We start from the raw sequence: 16,355 nt of genomic DNA on the forward strand, positions 1-16,355 counted from the left end.
AAACCACCCGAACTGTGTCCCTGACGTCTATCGCCAGCCCGAGGGTTGATCGGCGCCGCCACGGCGCCATCACCAGCGCGAGGTGCTTCCCGTGCGATTTGTAATCTTGCACGTCAAAAGCGGCAGCCTGCGCTAGCAGCAGCCCGCATTGGCGACAGCGGTCGGAAGGGAGCGGCTCAAGACGTCGCTTCGGCGTTTACCGTTAAGGGCGACTTGTCGGCGAGCGAACCGACGATCATGCCGAGGATCGCGGCGACGAGGCCCGCTAGCACGCCGGGGAACTCTTCGGCGAGCGGCCGCTCCATGAAGTACGGCGTCGCCAGGAAGAACATCCAGACGGCGAGCCCAAGGATCGCCGACCACAACCCGCCGCGCGGCGTGGCCCGCTTCCAATAGACGCCCCAGACGAGCGGCACAAACGCCGCCACGATGGTCGCCTCGTAGGCGCTTTCGACGAGCTCGTAGATTGGCGTCCCCTCTTTCCAGAGGGCAAACACCAGCACGCAGACCGCCACGGCAAAGACCGTCAGCCGCATCAGCCGCAGCTCTTGGCGGTCGGTCATACCGGGCCACAACTCCTTGAAGATGTTTTGGACCAGGATGGTCGAAGGCGCGAGGATCGTCGCCGACGCGGTCGACATGATGGCCGAGAGCAGCGCGCCGAAGAACAACACCTTGAGGGCGTCGTTCATGTGCTCGATCACGAAGGTCGGCAGCACGAGTTGCGAGTCTTGCTGCAGCAGTTCCTCGGAGCGCTCAGGCATCACCATCAGGCTCGCCACGACGATAAACATCGGCAGCGTCGAGAACGCCAGGTAGGACAGCCCGCCGATGATCGGCCCCCACGAGGCGACCTGTTCGTTCTTCGCACACATAACGCGTTGAAACACGTCCTGCTGTGGGATCGACCCGAGCATCAGCGTCAGCACCGCCGACAGCAGGAACAGCTGGTCCTTGCCGCTCTCGGGCAGCTTCCACTCGAGGAGCCCCATCTCCGAGGCGTGGCTGACGACGGCGCCGGCGCCCCCCGCCATGTCGCCGGCGATCCACGCGATCGCGGCGAGGCCGATGATGATCAGCCCCATCTGGATGAAGTCGGTGAGGGCGACCGACCACATGCCGCCCAGCACGGTGTAGACGAGCACCACCGCGGTGCCGAGGATCATCCCCTGCTGGTGGTCGATCCAATCCCCCATCAGCAGCGAGAAGACGAGGCCCATCGCGGTCACCTGAGCGGCGACCCAGCCGATATACGAGATCGCGATCGAGACCGAGGCGATCGTCTCGACCGCCCGGCCGTAGCGGACCCGGTAGAAGTCGCCGATCGTCAGCAGCGTCATCCGATAGAGCGGTCGCGCTAGAAACATGCCGACCAGGATCAGCGCCATCGACGTGCCCCACGGGTCGGGCAGCGTCTCGTCGACGCCCCCCTCGACGAATTTTGAGGGGACCCCCAGGACCGTCTCGCTGCCGAACCACGTGGCGAACGTGGTGGCGATCACGACCGCCAGCGGCAGCGACCGGCCGGCCAGCGCGAAGTCGGTGGTGTTGTTCACCCGACGGGCGGCGATAGCGCCGATGCCGATCGAGATAAGCAGATAGGCGGCGACAAACGCGGGCAGCATGCTCGGCGAGGGTCGGAGGGAGCCGGACGACCGGCCGGGGTGAGGGGGAGATTGGGCGCCGAGATTCTAGCGTGGGGAGGTCCGTGGCGCCGCGCTGTTTTTTTAGGCCGCGATCACTCCTGGAACCGCTGGGCGAGCGAGTAAACCGCCAAACCAAAGTCCTGCTGGATGAACCGGCTCATCCAGGTCCGTTCATCCGGGGGCGACTCTGCCGCCACCATCTCTACCAAGTATCGGGAGGTAAAGAAGTCGAGTGCGGAGCGTCGCATGAAGTCGAAAACGCTCGGTCTCCACACTCGCCCGTAACTACGCTCCGCCATACGTTGGCAAAAGGGCGCCCAGGCGTGTTTGTCGATCAGCGGCGGAATCCATTTCCATGACAGAACCGCCACCAGCGCAGCGACGATCAGCGCAATTAACACGCCAACTCCCAAGTCGTCCCCGGACTCTACCTCTCCCCAAATTCGCGGGAGCGATAAGTAGCACGTTAGCGCGATAACAAACGCCAGCGTGGCGGAGCTTACAATTGAAACGATCTGCGCGAAGATTTGAACGACATGTCCCAGGGCCCATTGGGTCGATTGCCAGGACTTTTTCGCCTTCAAGTCTGACATCAAGGAGATGACACGGCCCTTCCAAAGGTTGAGGTCGGCGGTCTCCTCCTGCGGTGGCGCCAACCGGGCGGCGATATCGTCGGTCAGCCAAGCCCATAGCGGATAAAACGCCGAGAAGGCCTCGGACTCGACCACCGGGAAGGCGGCCGCGACCTCGTTGGGCGACGCGAAGATGCGCCGCTGCACCGCGAGCATCCGTCGATCGACCTCGAGTTGGTCCGTCGTGTAGGCCGCTTCGAGCACGCCATCGAGCTCCGCCAACAACGGCGGGCCCGCCAGGAATTCTCCGCGTTTGGCGAGATACTCCCGGAGGATCATCAGGCCGTCGAAGTCGTTGACGAGATGCTCGGGCAACTGATCGTAGTGCTCTTCGATGAAGTCCCAAGCCCGCTCTTTCCAATCGCTCGTGTCCCGCCACAAGGCGAACCGCAAGGCGTGGAGGTAGAACGCGACGCGGCCGGCGACCGACGGGTCGCCCGTCGAGGCGGCCGCCAAGTTCTCTTCGCATTTCGCAAGCGTCTGGACGAAGGTGGCGAACGACCCGCCGCGGAGCAGCCGGTCCCAGCCTCCTTCGGTCAGCCGATAGAAACCGTCGCCGGCGACGGTCTTGCTGATCGTCAGCAAGAGGCCACGGACCTCGGACGGGTCGGCCTGCGTGCGGACATAGCCGGCAATGAGTTGCGACAGGGCCGGGTCGCCGGGCCAGGTCTTGAGCCCTTTGAGCAGCCAGCGCAGGAAGAATCGCTCTTCGGGCGGTCCGACAGCGTCACCGATCAGGGCGAGCGCGTAGAAGTCGGGCGGCGTCTTTTTCGGGCGATTGCTTAGCTCTTGGTAGCTGTCGGCGAGCGTCGCGGCGCCCGACTCGATCGCGGCTGCGAGCGACTCGAGGTCGATCGGTTCGTCCGCCGCTGGCGCCCCCGCTGGTTGCGCGGTCGATTGTTGCGCAGTCGGCGACGGGGCCGCCGTCCAATCGTCGCGATCGACCTCCCTCGCCGCGGAGCCGTAGCGCAACTCGCGCTCGAGGTCTTCGTAGGCGGCGCGGATCCGCTGGAACTCTTCGGGGTGCTTCTCCGGCTTGAAACGCCGCAGCAGCCGGTTGTAGCTCCGCTTCAGGTCCTTGCGATCAAACCCTGCGGGCAGCGCGAAGAAGCCAGCCGGGTCGCGTGGCAGGCATCCCCAGTCGGGATCGGACGAATCCGGCGGCAGATTCATCTCCATCCTCAGCTAGCCCCTCGCCAGTACCTGGATAGTCGAACGATCGAGGAAACAATCCAGACAAGAAAGCCCAGCGGGGGCGCGACGAATAACAGCCAGACAATCCACCAACTTGGCCACCACCAAGACTCATTCAGCGAGTCGCGATTGCCGGCACGCTCATGGGCCACCGATCGATGCTTTTGCCGGTTGAGGAGTGTGAACCAGTCCGATTCAAGCGAGGTGAGTTCTGGCGCCTCGCGACGCAGCAGCTTGGTCATCTTCTTGGTCCGCTTCCGGAGGACGGGGTCCTCGCAAGACGCGGCGACCCGTTCGCGCATCGCGGCGCTCTGCTTAACGCCGCCGGTGAGCACCTGCTTGAAGCACTCGAAGAAATCGCCGTCGAAATCACGGTGCTGCGTCAGTTGCGGCAGCGAGTTCCGGGCTTCAACGATGACGCGGAGCCGGCGGGCGATCTCGGCGAGCTCGGGGTCGGCGAACTGCGGCAGCCGGTCGAGTCGGCGGCGGAGCTCCTCGAGCGGCGCCTTCCAAACCTTCTCCCGCAGCTGATTGAGTTTCTCGCGCTGGGCCGACTTGCGGGCCGCCTCGTCGAGGGCGGCTTGGTAAGAGTTGGCTTGGTCGGGCGCGACGTGGTGCAGCGCCGCCCAAGACGCGAGCACCTCGTCCGACTGCCACATCGGGTTCAGCCGCAGACAGCGGACGACGTGCGTGGCCGCCTGCTCGGCCGTGGGAGTGCTCATCGACATTGCCTCACGATTCGAAGCCGAGGGCCGAGAGCACGTGCTCGAGCATCAAACGGGACGACTCGACGAGCTCTCGGTCCGATTCGGCGAGGGCGGCCTCGAAGGCGTCGATCGCCATCTCAAGCTGTTCGCGTTGTAGCGGGCTGATCTCGGCGACAAAGCGCTCGGCGGCCCGCAGCAGGCGCTGCGATTCTTGGTCCTCGCGCGGGTAGTACTTGAGCCGGCCAAGACGCTCGACCGCTTCGGCGAGCTCGTCGGCGTCCATCGACGCGGCGTGCTGGGTGAGGACCACCCGCGCCTTCTTTTCCTCGGCGCCAGCGGCGTAAGCCTCGACCTCGAGGATGCCGTTGAGGTCGTAGGTGAAGCGGATGAAGATGTCCTGACCGGCCGGGCCGGGCGGCACGCCGGTGACGGTCAGTTCGCCCAGCTTGAGGTTCTTCTCAACGCGGCGGTTCTCCCCCTGGTAGACGTCGATCTGCACCATCCGTTGGTTCGGCTGGGTGGTGCTGAAGACGTGCTCTCTTGAAACGGGGATCGTGGTGTTGCGATCGATAATCGGCGTGTAATAACCCGACCGGACCTGCGCGCCAAACGTCTTGGCCGTATCGACCCCGAGCGTGAAGGGGCAGACGTCGGTCATCACCATGTCCTCGACCGCCCGATCGTCGGCGATGAGGGCCGCCTGCACCGCGGCGCCGAGCGCCACCACCTGATCGGGGTCGAACTGGACCAGCGGCGGCCGCCCGAAGCGCTCTTCCACCAGCCGCTGCAGCACCGGCATCCGCGTGGCGCCGCCGACGAGGATCACACTGTCGACATCGTCGGCCGTCGACCCGCCGTCACGCAAAACGCGATCGATCGGCCCGGCGATCCGCTCCAGCAGCGGCGCGGTCGCCTTGGCGAACGCCGCCTCGCCGACCCGCACCCGTTTGGCGCTGTCGCTGATCGTGCCGTCTTCTTCGGGGAGGCGGATTGAGGCCTCGTCCTCTTCGCCGAGGGCCTTTTTGGCCCGTTCGCACTCGACCTTCAGCCTAGCCGCATAGAGGGGCGCCTGGAGTTCCACGAGCTCAAGCTGCTTGCCCTGCGTCTTGAGGACCTCCGACACCAAGCGGGACGTGAAGTCCTCGCCCCCCAGCTGGCTGGCGCCGGCGGTGGCGATGATCTCAAGCGTCCCCTCGAAGACCTCCATCAGCGTGACGTCAAACGTACCGCCCCCCAGGTCGACGACCAACAGACGCTTTTCGGCGTCGCGGTCGTGGAAGCCGTAGGCGAGCGCCGCGGCGGTCGGTTCGTTGAGGATCCGGCGGACGCGCAAGCCCGCCATCTCGCCCGCCGCCTTGGTCGCCTTGCGCTGTAGGTCGTTGAAGTAAGCCGGCACGGTGATGACCGCTTCTTCGATCTCGACGCCCAGGTGCTGCGCCGCGTCGTCGCGCAGCGATTTCAGCACGAGGCTCGAGAGCTCGACCGGCGTGAACTTGTGGCCGGCGAGGGTCGTCTCTTGGACGCCCCCCATCCAGCGCTTGAAGCAGGCGACCGCCCGGTCGGGATAGCGGACCGCCAGTTCTTTCGCCGCCGAGCCGACGATCACCTCCCCGCTGGGGAGGACGCCGACCACCGACGGGGTGAGCACGTCGCCGTGGGCGTTGGGCGCCAGCTGCGGCTTGCCATCGCGGAAAAACCCGCACAGCGAGTTGGTCGTCCCGAGATCGATCCCGACAATCAGCGACATGGCGGCGGTTGCTCGCTACTCTTCGGCGGGGACGACGGCGTGATGAAAGCCGCGTCGTGGGAGGCGCGTCGTGGGAGACGCTAGTCGTCAGATCCGCGGCAGCCCCATGGCGCGGCGCCAACCACTCAGCTGACCAAGGTGGAGCCCCTGGTGGGTGGTGGCTAGGAAGACCACGGCCGGCGCGACCGTGGCGAATTGCTTGCCCCAGGTCGGGTGCTCGAGCGGACGCGACCAAGCGTCGGGCGTCGAGGCGGCGATCGCCTCGACAGCGGCGGCGACGCCGGCTTCGTGGCGGGCGAGGATCGCTTCCTTCGACGGGTAGGCCGACCGGTCAGCCCCGGGAAACGAGTTCTTGCCGCACGGCGAGTCCCAAGGGTTGTCGAAGGCCTCGCCGCGGAGCAGCTGGCCGATGACGTCGTGGTACGTGGCGATATGGCCGAAGAGCCACGCCGGGTGATTGATCCCCTCGACCGGCTGGGCCGCGAAATCGGCGTCGGCGACGTCGCTTACCAGCTTGGCGAAGGTGTCGGCGCCCCAGCGATAGGAGAACAGCAAGTCGTCAGGTGTGATCATCGCGGCTTAAGATGCGGTTGAACGTAGGGGGCCAGCGGGCCCGCGATTATGACCCCTCCGCCGCCGCCCCGCCACCGAGCCGTTTCCCCCGAGGTTTCATGCTGAAACGCCTCCTCAAGCGCTGGGCCGACTGGACCGGCGACAAACGCCTCACCGACACCATCCGGGCCGAGCTTCGCCGGCTCGGGTACGCCGTCAACGCCGCCCAAGTCCGGCGGGTCCACCTAGCGGCGGTCGAGCGGCCCGGCTGGGTGCAGATCTACTGTTTCACCGTCGAGACCCGGACCAACGAAGAAAACCCACACACCCGCCGCGACGTCGTGCTGCACGGCGTGTCGCGGGACGACGGCCGCAAATCGCGGACTGAGATGCTCCTGACAGAGGACGAGGCGTGCTGGCGCCAGCAGCTTGATAGTTGGTCGGACGGCCTGATCCTGCGCCCACAGCGGCGCTGACGCCTGCTTGCTGGCCCGCGATAATCGTGGTTGTCTCGTAGAGCGGTTCGGCGGTAGCATGCGCGCCAACGGTCGGAAGGATCCGCCCGCAGCTAGCCCCCCGGAGCGTCACGGATGACGCGGAACCCAGCCACACGCACGTCGGCGACCTCCCACCACGCGGCGTGGGCGCGCGACCCGGCCCGGCCCCGGGTGCTGATCGCCCGTATGAGTGCGATTGGCGACACGATCCTCACGACGCCCGTCGCCTGCCGGCTGCGCGAGCGTTTCCCCGGCGCCTACCTGGCCTGGGTTGTCGAGCAGAAGTCAGCTCGTTTCGTGGAGGGCCATCCCGCCATCGACGAGACGATCGTCCTACCGCGCGGCTGGTTCGTTTCGCCCAAGTCGGTGCTCGCCCTCAGGCGGCGGCTAAGTCCGATGCGTTTCGACGCGACGATCGATTGCCAGAGCATCACAAAGTCGGCCCTCGCCTGTTGGGCGACGGGCGCGCCGCTGCGGATCGGCTGCCGCGGACGCTACGGCTCGGAGTTGAGCCCCTGGCTGAACAACCGGCTGGTCGAGCCCCGGCGGCCGCATCTCACCGATCGTTCTCTCGAGCTCCTCGGCCCGCTGGGGATCGAAGCCGCTGCGGAACCTTACGAAAGCGTCAGGTGGGACCTGCCCCGTTCGCCGGGCGCCGAACAGAACGTCGCCCGCTGGGCGCCCGACGACGCCTTCGCCGTGATCAATCCGGGCGCCACGTGGGACTCGAAGCTCTGGGAGATGGAGCGTTTCGGCGAAGTCGCCAAGCGACTCGGTGAGCGCCGCGGGCTGGCGAGCGTCGTCGTCTGGGGCGGCGACCGCGAACAAGCCTGGGCCAAGACCATTGCGGCCAGCAGCGGCGGCTGGGCGAAGCTTGCGCCGCCCACGTCGCTTCCGGAACTCGCCGCCCTGTTACGCCAAGCGCGCCTGCTGCTGAGCAGTGACACCGGGCCGATGCACCTGGCGGTCGCCGTCGGCGCGCCGACGGTCGGCCTCTTTGGCTCGACCCACCCGGACGACTGCGGCCCCTACGGCGCGCCGCACGAAGCCGTTCTCAAGCGATTCCAAGCCGGCGGCCGCCGCGCCCGTCGCAAGGCCGACAATGCCGCGATGCGGCAGATCTCGGTCGACGACGCCTGGGGCGCGTGCCTCCGGGTGCTCGACCGCACCGCTTGCCAATTCCCCCACGCGCCCGCCGCAATGGCGTCTTAGGCCCCCGAGACTTTCAACCCCCTTCGCAGCATGTCGCTCCTGAATCTCGACGCGTTACGCAACGCCCCCCTCGTCGCCGAGCCGTTCCAGCACTTCATCGCCGCGGACGTCGTGGACCCCGCGAAGATCGATACGGTGCTGGGCGATTACCCTCGACTAGCGAAGGGGGGCAGCTTCCCGCTCAGCTCGACGACGGGCGGCCCGCTATTCGACCAACTCTGCGCCGAGCTTCAGGGCGAAGCGGCCCGCACAGTCTTCGCCGAACGCTTCGGGATGGACCTCACCGACCGGCCGACGACGCTCACCGTCCGCGGCCGCTGCCGCCTCAAGGACGGCCAGATCCACACCGACAGCAAGACCAAGCTGATCACGGTCCTGCTCTACCTGAACGAGCCGTGGAACGCCGACGGCGGCCGCCTGAAGCTGCTGCGTTCGGGCGCGTCGCTCGACGACGCCTTCGACGAGGTGTCGCCGCAATTCGGCACGCTCGTGGCGTTCAAGAATGGCCCGACCGCTTGGCACGGCCACGCACCGTTCGAGGGCGTCCGCCGCGCGCTGCAGCTCAACTACGTCGTTGACGAGGCCGCGGTGCGGCGCTCGGAGCGTCGCCACGGCCTTTCGGCGCTGGTGAAGCGGCTCAATCCTTTCGCCAAGGCGGCGTAAGGCTGGCAAGGCGGATCGGTTGAGCACCGGGGGCTAGCGCCCGACCGCTCACAGCGTTCGCCACATCGTGGCGCGTGAGCGGCACGGCGCTAGCCGCCGGTAGCGCCAAAACGACGCTCGCCAGCGTCTGCTTACTGCCACCACCAGGCGTCGGCCTTCTCGGCGGCGTTCTTCGTCCGCAGGTCGGCGAGCGAGGCGACCTCTTCCTGCTCGTCGGCGATCTGCCACGGGAAGACCTGCACGCCGCCCGATGCGGTGACGACCCACTTGCCGCCCCGCTTCAGGAAGGTCGCCTGCGTGGCGACGTACTTCGGCACGTTGTAGCCCTCGGGCGAGAACTCGGCCGACAGCTGCGGCGTCTCGAGATCGGCAACTTCCCACAGCTCGTGCATCGCGATCACCGCCGCGGCGACCGACAGGTCGAACGCGTTGCGGACGTGACCGAAGGCCGAGTCGTGGCTGGCGAGCTCGTCGAACCGCTCGGTCATGGTCGCGGCCCACTTGGCGGCGTCGGTCTCGTTGCGGCCGGCGCCCCGCTTCACTTCGCCGGCGTCGTTGACGAAGTCCTCCTCGGCCTGGCACTTCACGCCCTGGCCGCGGATCTCCCAGGCGAGGCCTTCGGCGTCGCGGGCGAGCGGCTCGTAGTCGGCGGCGAGCCACCAACGCGGCAGCAGGTTCGCCTTCACGGCGCGGGTGTTGAGCGTTTCGAGGTAGCTCGGCAGGCCATCGACCGGCGCCGGCTCGAAGCCCATCGCGAGGCGCTTCATCCGGAAGTCGGCCGCCACCAGCGAGCGAGCGAAGTGGCTCGACGCCGGGACGCCTGTCACCGTCACCAACTGCCGACCAAAGGCCTGCTCGAGGCGGCGGGCGGCGGTCATCGGGCCGTCTTGGGCGGTCAGCGTCCGGCTCACCTTCTGGGCGCGGGCGAGTCCTTCGGACGTTGGGTCGATCGAGCAGCTCACCCCGGGGCCGTTGGTCGTCTCGGCGGCGCGGAGGGCGACCACCAAGTCATCGAGCATCAGCACCGGACGGTTGGTGGTGACACCGACCGTGTTGCCAAGCGAGTCGACCTTCCAGCCCTCGGCGGGACCGGCCAGCACGATGTCGCCGGGGCGGCCGTCGGCGGGCGGGTAAACCAGCACGTGCTTCACCCGCAACAAACCGGCCAGGTAGCGCACTTCGTCGGGAATCGGCTCACCGGCTGACTTCGCGGCGGCGATCGCAGCGTCGAGCTTGCGGAGCGAGACGAACCGCAGATCGACCAGCGGCTCCATGGCGGCGGGCGTCTCGTCGAGCCCCTGCTGCCAGGTGTTGCGCAGCGCCTCGGCGCCATCGGCGGGGGGGGCGTTCACCACCCCCTCGGCGTCGATGTAGACGCCACCAACGGCCGGCGCGCGGATCAAGCCACCCGCCTCGGCGTGGGGGGCTGTCCAAGCGGACATGGCGAGCACGGCGAATGTCGCCGTCAAAACGGCTAGGCGATCAGCAAACCGAAGTCGCATCGTGGTCTCTACTCCGCGGGTCATCGCCCCGCGCCGCAAACGGCGGGGGCGGCAAGGCAGCCTCTGTGGTCCTGCGGCCAGACACGACCGCTACGCGGTTTGAGAATAGTTGGTAAGTCGTTCCGTATCAAACGGTTTCGTCCGATCGGGCCGGCATTTCGGGCGCCAATGCGCAGAACCGGACCTAGGCCCGCGGCGTTCGGGGCGATTTCGCCATCCACTTCCGCCGGACCAGCCGTAAACCCTTTAGTCACCTAACCTTCGGCAGATCGACAACCTTGCCCCGGGAGGGGGCGGCGAATTACTCTTAGTATTCAAGCGATCCACTGTTCAATTCTGCTGCACGCCGCAGCACGCCATGACCTCTGAAAGCGAAACCACCGACTACCTGGTGATCCGCGAGGGGGCGAAGTGGACCGACGTCTTCCGCCTGCTGCCGGGCGAGACCGTCACGATCGGCCGGGCGCCGACCAACCGCGTCGTCGTGAAGGACGAGCGCTGTAGCCGCTGCCACGCCGAGGTTTTCCCCTCCGGCGGGCGGTGGGTCCTCCGCGACCTCGAGAGCCGCAACGGCACGACCGTCAACGGCGCCCGCGTCGCGGCGGACCACACGCTCGAGCCGGGCGACATCGTCCGCGTCGGCAGCGCGTGCCTCGCGTTTGTCGATAATCTCTCCGAGGCGTTCCCCGATTCGAAGAGCGTGCTCCGCGCCTCGCAGGCGATGGGGGGCTCGACCGACCTGGGCGCCAACGGCCTCGGGCAGATCGCCGCCGAGATCGAGGAAGCGGCCCGCGCGGGAGACGTTCTCGACGACGATTCTGAAAGCGTCTTCGAGCCGCTCCCCAACGAGCCGACCCACATCACCCACCGGCGTCAACAGAGCCGCTACCTCGAGCCCGATTTCGACCCCGGGGCGAGCGACCCAACGCTCGAGCCGGCCGGCTCGACCCCCAAGGTGGGCCGGGCGGCGACCATGCTCTGCCGGCTCGCTTTTGAGTTGGCGAAAGAACCCGACGTCGAGTCGCTGGCGAAGCGCGCGCTCGAGGGATTGCTCGCCGGCACCCAGGCCGACTCCGGCGCCATCCTCCTGCTCGAGGCCCTCAAAAACGGGACCCCCGTCGCGGCCGACTTGCGGCAGTTCTCGGCGCGCAGCAACTCGGCGCACCGCTACCACCGCGTCTCGGACTTCCTGGCGAACACGGTGCTCCGTGAGGGCCAGGGCGTGCTCGCCCGCAACATCATGGACGACAGCCAGCTGGGGGCGCGCGATTCGAGCGGCGACATCCTGGCCACCAGCGTCCTCTGTGCGCCGATCCGTCACGAGTCGGCCCTGCTCGGGCTGGTCCATCTCTACTCGACCGACGCGGGTCAGATGCTCGACCCCGACGACCTCGAGTTCACGATCGCCGTCGCCGACACCGTCGCGGTGGCGCTGCAAAACCTGGCGCGGCGAGACGCCCTCGCCGAGAATCTTGACAAGATCAAGTACGAGAACACGCAGCTGCGCGAGCGGCTCGGCGTGGAAAGCGAGATCGTCGGCCGCAGCGAGGCGCTCGAGCGCGTCACCCAAGAGATCGCCCGCGCCGCCCCGAGCCGGGCGACCGTCCTCATCCGGGGCGAGAGCGGCGTCGGCAAAGAGCTCGTCGCCCGGGCCGTGCACTTCAGCAGCCCCCGGCGGAAGGGGCCGTTCGTCTGCCTCAACTGCGCGGCCCTCAGCGAGTCGTTGCTTGAGAGCGAGCTCTTCGGCCACGAGAAGGGCGCGTTCACCGGCGCCACCGATCGCAAGGTCGGCAAGTTCGAAGCCGCCCACGGCGGCACGCTGATGCTCGACGAGATCGGTGAGATGAGCCCCTCGATCCAAGCGAAGTTCCTCCGCGTGCTGGAGGGGCACCCCTTCGAGCGCGTCGGCGGCAACAAGGCGATCACGGTCGACGTCCGCGTCATCGCCGCCACCAACCGCGACCTCGAGCAACAGGTCGCCGAGGGCGCGTTCCGCCGCGACCTCTACTTCCGCCTGCACGTGCTCGAAATCGTCGTCCCGCCGCTCCGCAAACGGACCGAGGACATCCCGGTGCTCGCCGAGTTTTTCCTCGAGCGCTACAACACCGAGACCGGCCGCCGGCTGACGGGCTACACGACGCGCGCCATGGAGGCGATGCTCAGCTACCGCTGGCCCGGCAATGTCCGTGAGATGAAGAACGTCGTCGAACGCGCCGTCGTCCTGACGCGCGGCGACATCATTGACGTCGATGACCTCGTCCTCTCGACCCTCAAGACCAGCGGCGACACCGAGGCGGAGATGCCCCAAGGCAAGGCGGGCGCCTACGAGCCGATCCCGCTCGAAGAAGTCGAACGCCGCCACATCTTGGCGACCCTCAAAAGCACCGGTTGGAACAAGAGTCGCTCGGCCAACATCCTCGGCATCGAGCGCTCGACCCTCGACCGTAAGATCCGCCGCTATGAGCTGAAGCGTACGAAGCCGGCGGCGTCGGGCGGGTAAGGTGGGCGGGCGGGTTGGTGATTTCTCCGGGAGCTGACGCTTCCCGGCTCGCTACGCTTCGCAGTACTAAGGACGCGTCGCCGCCACGATCCAGTACCGCTTACTCTCCGTGAAGCGGACGCCGCGCCAGGCGATCGTCGCTAGTTGCGTCTCGTACCAGGCGGGCGTTTTGGTCACCGCCAACAACTGGCCGCCCGGACGCAGGCTCTCGTGGGCGGCGTCGAGCATCCGGGCCGCGATCTGATTGTCGGCGTAGTACGGCGGATTCGTCACGGCGAGATCGTACACCCCCGCGTCGCGGTAGTCGCCGAAGGCGTTGAGCTCGACCGTCACGTTCGCGAGCCCATTGAGCGCGACGCCGCGCTCGGTGCACTCTACGGCGCGGGCGTCGCTGTCGACGGCGTGGACGTGGGCCGTCGGCTCGCGCGCCGCCAGGGCGAGGGCGACCGTGCCGGCGCCGCAGCCGATCTCGAGGACCCGTTCGCCGGCGCCGACCACCGCGGCGGCTAGCAACTGGCGGGCGCCCGGATCGACCCGTCGATGGGCAAAAACCCCCGGTCGGGTCACCGCTTTGAGCAGCCGGTCGCCGTCGCGGTAAGGGAACTCGCACGAGAAGTCCCGCCGCTTGCGGAGCGGCTGCTTCTTCGTCGCGGAGTAGACCACGGCGTCCGCAAAGCGGTGCAGACGCACGCCTGGCAGCAACGCGTCCATCTGCTGGCGTAGCCACGCGTCGCGCGGGTTGTCGGACGCGGCGACGAGCACACCCCCGATTCGCAGGCGGTGCAGCGCCTCTTGCAGCGTCTCGCGCGTCAGCTCCGCCTCGCCTCGCATCGAAGAGGGCAAGACCGCCAAATCAATCTGATCGTCGGGCGGATCGGCGGCGCAGACGATCTGTAGGTTGTCGGGGCCGTCGCTCACCAACGACGCTCGGTATTGATCACGCAGCCAGCCGACGACTCGGGCGCTCGGTCGCGCCGTCGCTAACTCCGCCAAGGCGGCGGCTCGGGCGATCGTCACGCCGAGGATGCGGTCGCCGGCGAAATCGGCCGCTATTTCGAGGACCCGTTCTTCGGCCGGATGCGGCATCGGTTCAACAAGCGGGCTAGCGTGAGTCTCGGGGGCGTCCGGCGAACTCAGAGTCTAACCCGCGGCGGTGTCCGCGGCAGGCGACCCCGACCATCGGGACGAGCAGCGCGGCGGCCGGCTCGGGGACCGACACCGCCCTCCCCTGCCCCGCTCCGCTGTAGTTCGACTGCCAGACGACATAGTCCGCCTCGTCCGTGACGCCGGCGCTGGCGGTCTCGGTCGGAAGCGGCAGGCCGTCGCGCCACACGGTGTAGTCCGCCGCGTCAACGGCGCCGTCGTTGTTGTAGTCGCCCGGCAGCGGCGGATAGTAGTCGGGCCAGTGATAACCGGGGCTCGCTTGGTCGCCGCCCGCGTTGTCGATGACGCCCCCCGGGGCGAAGACCTCGGCCGAGCCGTAGGCGTTAGGATCGGCGTACGCGCCGCGGGCGCGGGCCCAGGCGGCGGGGTCGGCCGGGTCGCTGCCGAGGTTCGCTAGCCGGATGGCGTCGCCATCGACGCCGCTCGGCCACGGCGCCGAGTCGTCATAGGCGACGCCGGCGACGGCCCGCGCGATCGATCCCGCCTCGACCGCTTGATCGGTGGCGTAGTCGATGGCGTTGTTCCATAGCCCAATGAGGTCGCCGCCGTTAGCGAGCGCCGGCCACTCTTCGACGGCGATCCAGTTGATGGGCGCCGCGCCGGGCCGATCCCACGCCGTGCGGAGGTCGGCGAGCGAGACGGCCGACTCGTTGAACAACACGCCGACGCCCCCCGAGCCGATTTTGCCCGCGGTGAGGTTGGGCTCCGCAAGCGAGACGCCATCGTCATCGTCGAGCCAGTGGCGCGAAGCGGCGAAGTCGATGGCCGGGCCCGTGTTGTAGACCTCGATCCACTCCCACTCGTTCGAGGCGCCCGTCGACGCCGCCGAGTTGTACATCACTTCGGTCACCAACAGCCCCGCCGCTATGGGCGTCCCCGGCGCGACTATGCCGGGGCTGCCGTAGTCGGGCGCGTTGACCGGCTCGGGGACGTACGTCTTGATGCTCTCGCTCGCGCCGCCGTACGGGGCATTGCTGCGGCCCCAGCTGGAAGGCTCGAAGACCGGCCCGCTGATGTAGTGGATCGCCGAGCGTCCCAACGCGTCGCGCCATGGCGCGTCATCGTCGTAGCCGAAGGCGGCCGCCGAGTGGTCGGTGCGGTGCACCCGCCGGTTGGGCGCGCCGGGTGAACCGAAGTCCGCCACATCGAGCCGGTACGACGCCTCATTGGCCCACAGGCCGACCGTCATCGCCGGCAGCGACGGCGCGTACTCCGACGGCTTCGGACTATTGGTGAGCTGGTTCGAAGACCATCCCTCGACGCCGATCAAGGTCGCCCCCGGCGTGGTCTGCGGCCAGGCGGCGCGGAACCGCGCCGGGTTGTAGCCGAGCCCCTGTCCGTTATAGAGCACCGCGATCCCGCCGGCGGGAATCACCGTCGCGTTGGCGACGACCTCGCCCCCCAGCAGCGGGCTGCGGGTGATGTTCGGCAGCACGGTCACCCGTTCGAGGTCGCCGACGCGGTCGATGACGTAGCCATCCAGGTCGATCGCCACGGCGCCGGTGTTGCGGACTTCGATCCACTCCCAGCGGCTCTCGTCCGCGGCCGGGTCGTAGAGCACCTCGGTCACCTGCAGCTGCGCAGCGGAGAGCGCCGGCAAGGCCAGCATCACAGCCAATGCGGAGACATAATCGCGAGACATCGTGGGCTCCGACTCGGGACGAAAAATCGACCAACGAGTCGGATGCTAATCACCGGCGCAGCAGCTTCCAGCCGTTTCGCGGACAGCCCTGCGACAAGGGTCTGTCACCGACCCAAAAGTAAAAAAGCCTCACGCCAAGGCGCGAAGCCGCAAAGGAAATGAACACGACCCCCTTAGCGCCTTGGCGTGAGACTCGTCCCCCTTTTCTCACCTAACGGGACGATCGGTCTGCGAGTCGATGTGTCGGCGGAAGGCTCGCAGGGTCTCGTCGCTCACGTGGTGTTCGATCCCTTCGGAATCGACCTCGGCGACGCTCTTGCTGATGCCGAGCGTGAGGAGGAACTCGAGCACGATCTCGTGCCGACGCCGCGCCTCGGCGGCGAGCTTCTCGCCCGCGGCCGTCAGGGCGACGGGGCCGTAAGGCTCGGTCTCGACCAGGCCTTCTTTCTGGAGCCGGCCGATCGTCTTGTTGACGGTCACATGGCTGACAGCGAACAGCCGCGCCAGGTCGGCGTTGCGGCACGAGCCGTTCTTGGTGATCGTTTCGGCGATCGCCTCGACGTAGTCCTCGGCCGTCTCGTTGGCGTGGTCGCTACGAGTCCGGCGGAACGGCTTGGAGGCCTGCTGAGCAGCGGCGCGAGGCGTGGCGGACGAGGGCACGAACTCTTCTCGGGGTTCTAACCTAGGGGTGTCGGGG

Annotated in this window: 13 protein-coding genes; 4 read left to right on the forward strand and 9 right to left on the reverse strand. The window is 67.7% G+C overall.

The window, feature by feature from the left end:
• Positions 1-176 precede the first annotated feature (176 nt).
• From Pla108_RS11095 to Pla108_RS11115, 5 genes are all read right to left on the reverse strand, one after another.
• Complete coding sequence (locus Pla108_RS11095; protein WP_146444993.1) at positions 177-1,625, reverse strand: sodium:solute symporter family protein; 1,449 nt, start codon at positions 1,623-1,625, stop codon at positions 177-179.
• 113 nt (positions 1,626-1,738) lie between these two features.
• The gene (locus Pla108_RS11100; RefSeq protein WP_146444994.1) at positions 1,739-3,451 is read right to left on the reverse strand and encodes a J domain-containing protein; all 1,713 of its coding nucleotides are present in this window, start codon (positions 3,449-3,451) and stop codon (positions 1,739-1,741) included.
• An 8-nt stretch (positions 3,452-3,459) separates the two neighbouring features.
• The gene (locus tag Pla108_RS11105; RefSeq protein ID WP_146444995.1) at positions 3,460-4,194 is read right to left on the reverse strand and encodes a hypothetical protein; all 735 of its coding nucleotides are present in this window, start codon (positions 4,192-4,194) and stop codon (positions 3,460-3,462) included.
• Positions 4,195-4,204: 10 nt separating this feature from the next.
• Positions 4,205-5,926 carry an Hsp70 family protein gene (locus tag Pla108_RS11110; protein ID WP_146444996.1) on the reverse strand — a complete coding sequence of 574 codons (1,722 nt, stop codon included), beginning with the start codon at positions 5,924-5,926 and terminating at the stop codon, positions 4,205-4,207.
• An 87-nt stretch (positions 5,927-6,013) separates the two neighbouring features.
• The gene (locus Pla108_RS11115) at positions 6,014-6,499 is read right to left on the reverse strand and encodes a DinB family protein (protein WP_146444997.1); all 486 of its coding nucleotides are present in this window, start codon (positions 6,497-6,499) and stop codon (positions 6,014-6,016) included.
• Positions 6,500-6,597: 98 nt separating this feature from the next.
• Here Pla108_RS11115 and Pla108_RS11120 point away from each other — a divergent pair, with 98 nt between their 5' ends.
• From Pla108_RS11120 to Pla108_RS11130, 3 genes are all read left to right on the forward strand, one after another.
• Entirely contained in the window at positions 6,598-6,954 is a 357-nt protein-coding gene (locus Pla108_RS11120; RefSeq protein WP_146444998.1) for a hypothetical protein, read from the forward strand.
• Between the two features lie 114 nt (positions 6,955-7,068).
• Positions 7,069-8,187: a glycosyltransferase family 9 protein gene (locus Pla108_RS11125; RefSeq protein ID WP_231934421.1), complete on the forward strand. Its 1,119-nt coding sequence runs from the start codon at positions 7,069-7,071 to the stop codon at positions 8,185-8,187.
• 30 nt (positions 8,188-8,217) lie between these two features.
• Positions 8,218-8,850 (forward strand): 2OG-Fe(II) oxygenase, encoded by a 633-nt coding sequence (locus Pla108_RS11130; protein ID WP_146444999.1) that lies wholly within the window; start codon positions 8,218-8,220, stop codon positions 8,848-8,850.
• A 131-nt stretch (positions 8,851-8,981) separates the two neighbouring features.
• Here the strand turns inward: Pla108_RS11130 and Pla108_RS11135 are convergent, their stop codons facing one another.
• Entirely contained in the window at positions 8,982-10,292 is a 1,311-nt protein-coding gene (locus Pla108_RS11135) for a DUF1598 domain-containing protein (RefSeq protein ID WP_197526480.1), read from the reverse strand.
• 418 nt (positions 10,293-10,710) lie between these two features.
• Between Pla108_RS11135 and Pla108_RS11140 the strand changes: the two genes are divergently transcribed.
• Positions 10,711-12,852 carry a sigma 54-interacting transcriptional regulator gene (locus Pla108_RS11140; RefSeq protein ID WP_146445001.1) on the forward strand — a complete coding sequence of 714 codons (2,142 nt, stop codon included), beginning with the start codon at positions 10,711-10,713 and terminating at the stop codon, positions 12,850-12,852.
• Positions 12,853-12,918: 66 nt separating this feature from the next.
• Here the strand turns inward: Pla108_RS11140 and Pla108_RS11145 are convergent, their stop codons facing one another.
• The 3 genes from Pla108_RS11145 to mntR form a co-directional block, all read right to left on the reverse strand.
• On the reverse strand, positions 12,919-13,938 hold the full coding sequence (locus tag Pla108_RS11145) for a class I SAM-dependent methyltransferase (RefSeq protein ID WP_146445002.1): 1,020 nt from the start codon (positions 13,936-13,938) through the stop codon (positions 12,919-12,921).
• Positions 13,939-13,954: 16 nt separating this feature from the next.
• Positions 13,955-15,658, reverse strand: coding sequence for a lamin tail domain-containing protein (locus Pla108_RS11150; protein WP_146445003.1), 1,704 nt, complete (start codon positions 15,656-15,658; stop codon positions 13,955-13,957).
• A gap of 207 nt (positions 15,659-15,865) precedes the next feature.
• Positions 15,866-16,318: a manganese-binding transcriptional regulator MntR gene (gene mntR / locus Pla108_RS11155; RefSeq protein WP_146445004.1), complete on the reverse strand. Its 453-nt coding sequence runs from the start codon at positions 16,316-16,318 to the stop codon at positions 15,866-15,868.
• Between the last annotated feature and the right edge of the window lie 37 nt (positions 16,319-16,355).

It is taken from the genome of Botrimarina colliarenosi (genome assembly GCF_007859955.1).
GTDB classification, from domain to species: Bacteria; Planctomycetota; Planctomycetia; order Pirellulales; family Lacipirellulaceae; genus Botrimarina; species Botrimarina colliarenosi.

Coding starts and splice junctions, on each gene's coding strand:
- Pla108_RS11150 (WP_146445003.1), bottom strand. CDS start 15,658: ATGTCTCGCGATTATGTCTCCGCATTGGCTGTGATGCTGGCCTTGCCG.
- Pla108_RS11115 (WP_146444997.1), bottom strand. CDS start 6,499: ATGATCACACCTGACGACTTGCTGTTCTCCTATCGCTGGGGCGCCGAC.
- Pla108_RS11140 (WP_146445001.1), top strand. CDS start 10,711: ATGACCTCTGAAAGCGAAACCACCGACTACCTGGTGATCCGCGAGGGG.
- Pla108_RS11105 (WP_146444995.1), bottom strand. CDS start 4,194: ATGAGCACTCCCACGGCCGAGCAGGCGGCCACGCACGTCGTCCGCTGT.
- Pla108_RS11130 (WP_146444999.1), top strand. CDS start 8,218: ATGTCGCTCCTGAATCTCGACGCGTTACGCAACGCCCCCCTCGTCGCC.
- Pla108_RS11135 (WP_197526480.1), bottom strand. CDS start 10,292: ATGTCCGCTTGGACAGCCCCCCACGCCGAGGCGGGTGGCTTGATCCGC.
- Pla108_RS11145 (WP_146445002.1), bottom strand. CDS start 13,938: ATGCCGCATCCGGCCGAAGAACGGGTCCTCGAAATAGCGGCCGATTTC.
- Pla108_RS11100 (WP_146444994.1), bottom strand. CDS start 3,451: ATGAATCTGCCGCCGGATTCGTCCGATCCCGACTGGGGATGCCTGCCA.
- Pla108_RS11125 (WP_231934421.1), top strand. CDS start 7,069: ATGACGCGGAACCCAGCCACACGCACGTCGGCGACCTCCCACCACGCG.
- Pla108_RS11095 (WP_146444993.1), bottom strand. CDS start 1,625: ATGCTGCCCGCGTTTGTCGCCGCCTATCTGCTTATCTCGATCGGCATC.
- Pla108_RS11120 (WP_146444998.1), top strand. CDS start 6,598: ATGCTGAAACGCCTCCTCAAGCGCTGGGCCGACTGGACCGGCGACAAA.
- Pla108_RS11110 (WP_146444996.1), bottom strand. CDS start 5,926: ATGTCGCTGATTGTCGGGATCGATCTCGGGACGACCAACTCGCTGTGC.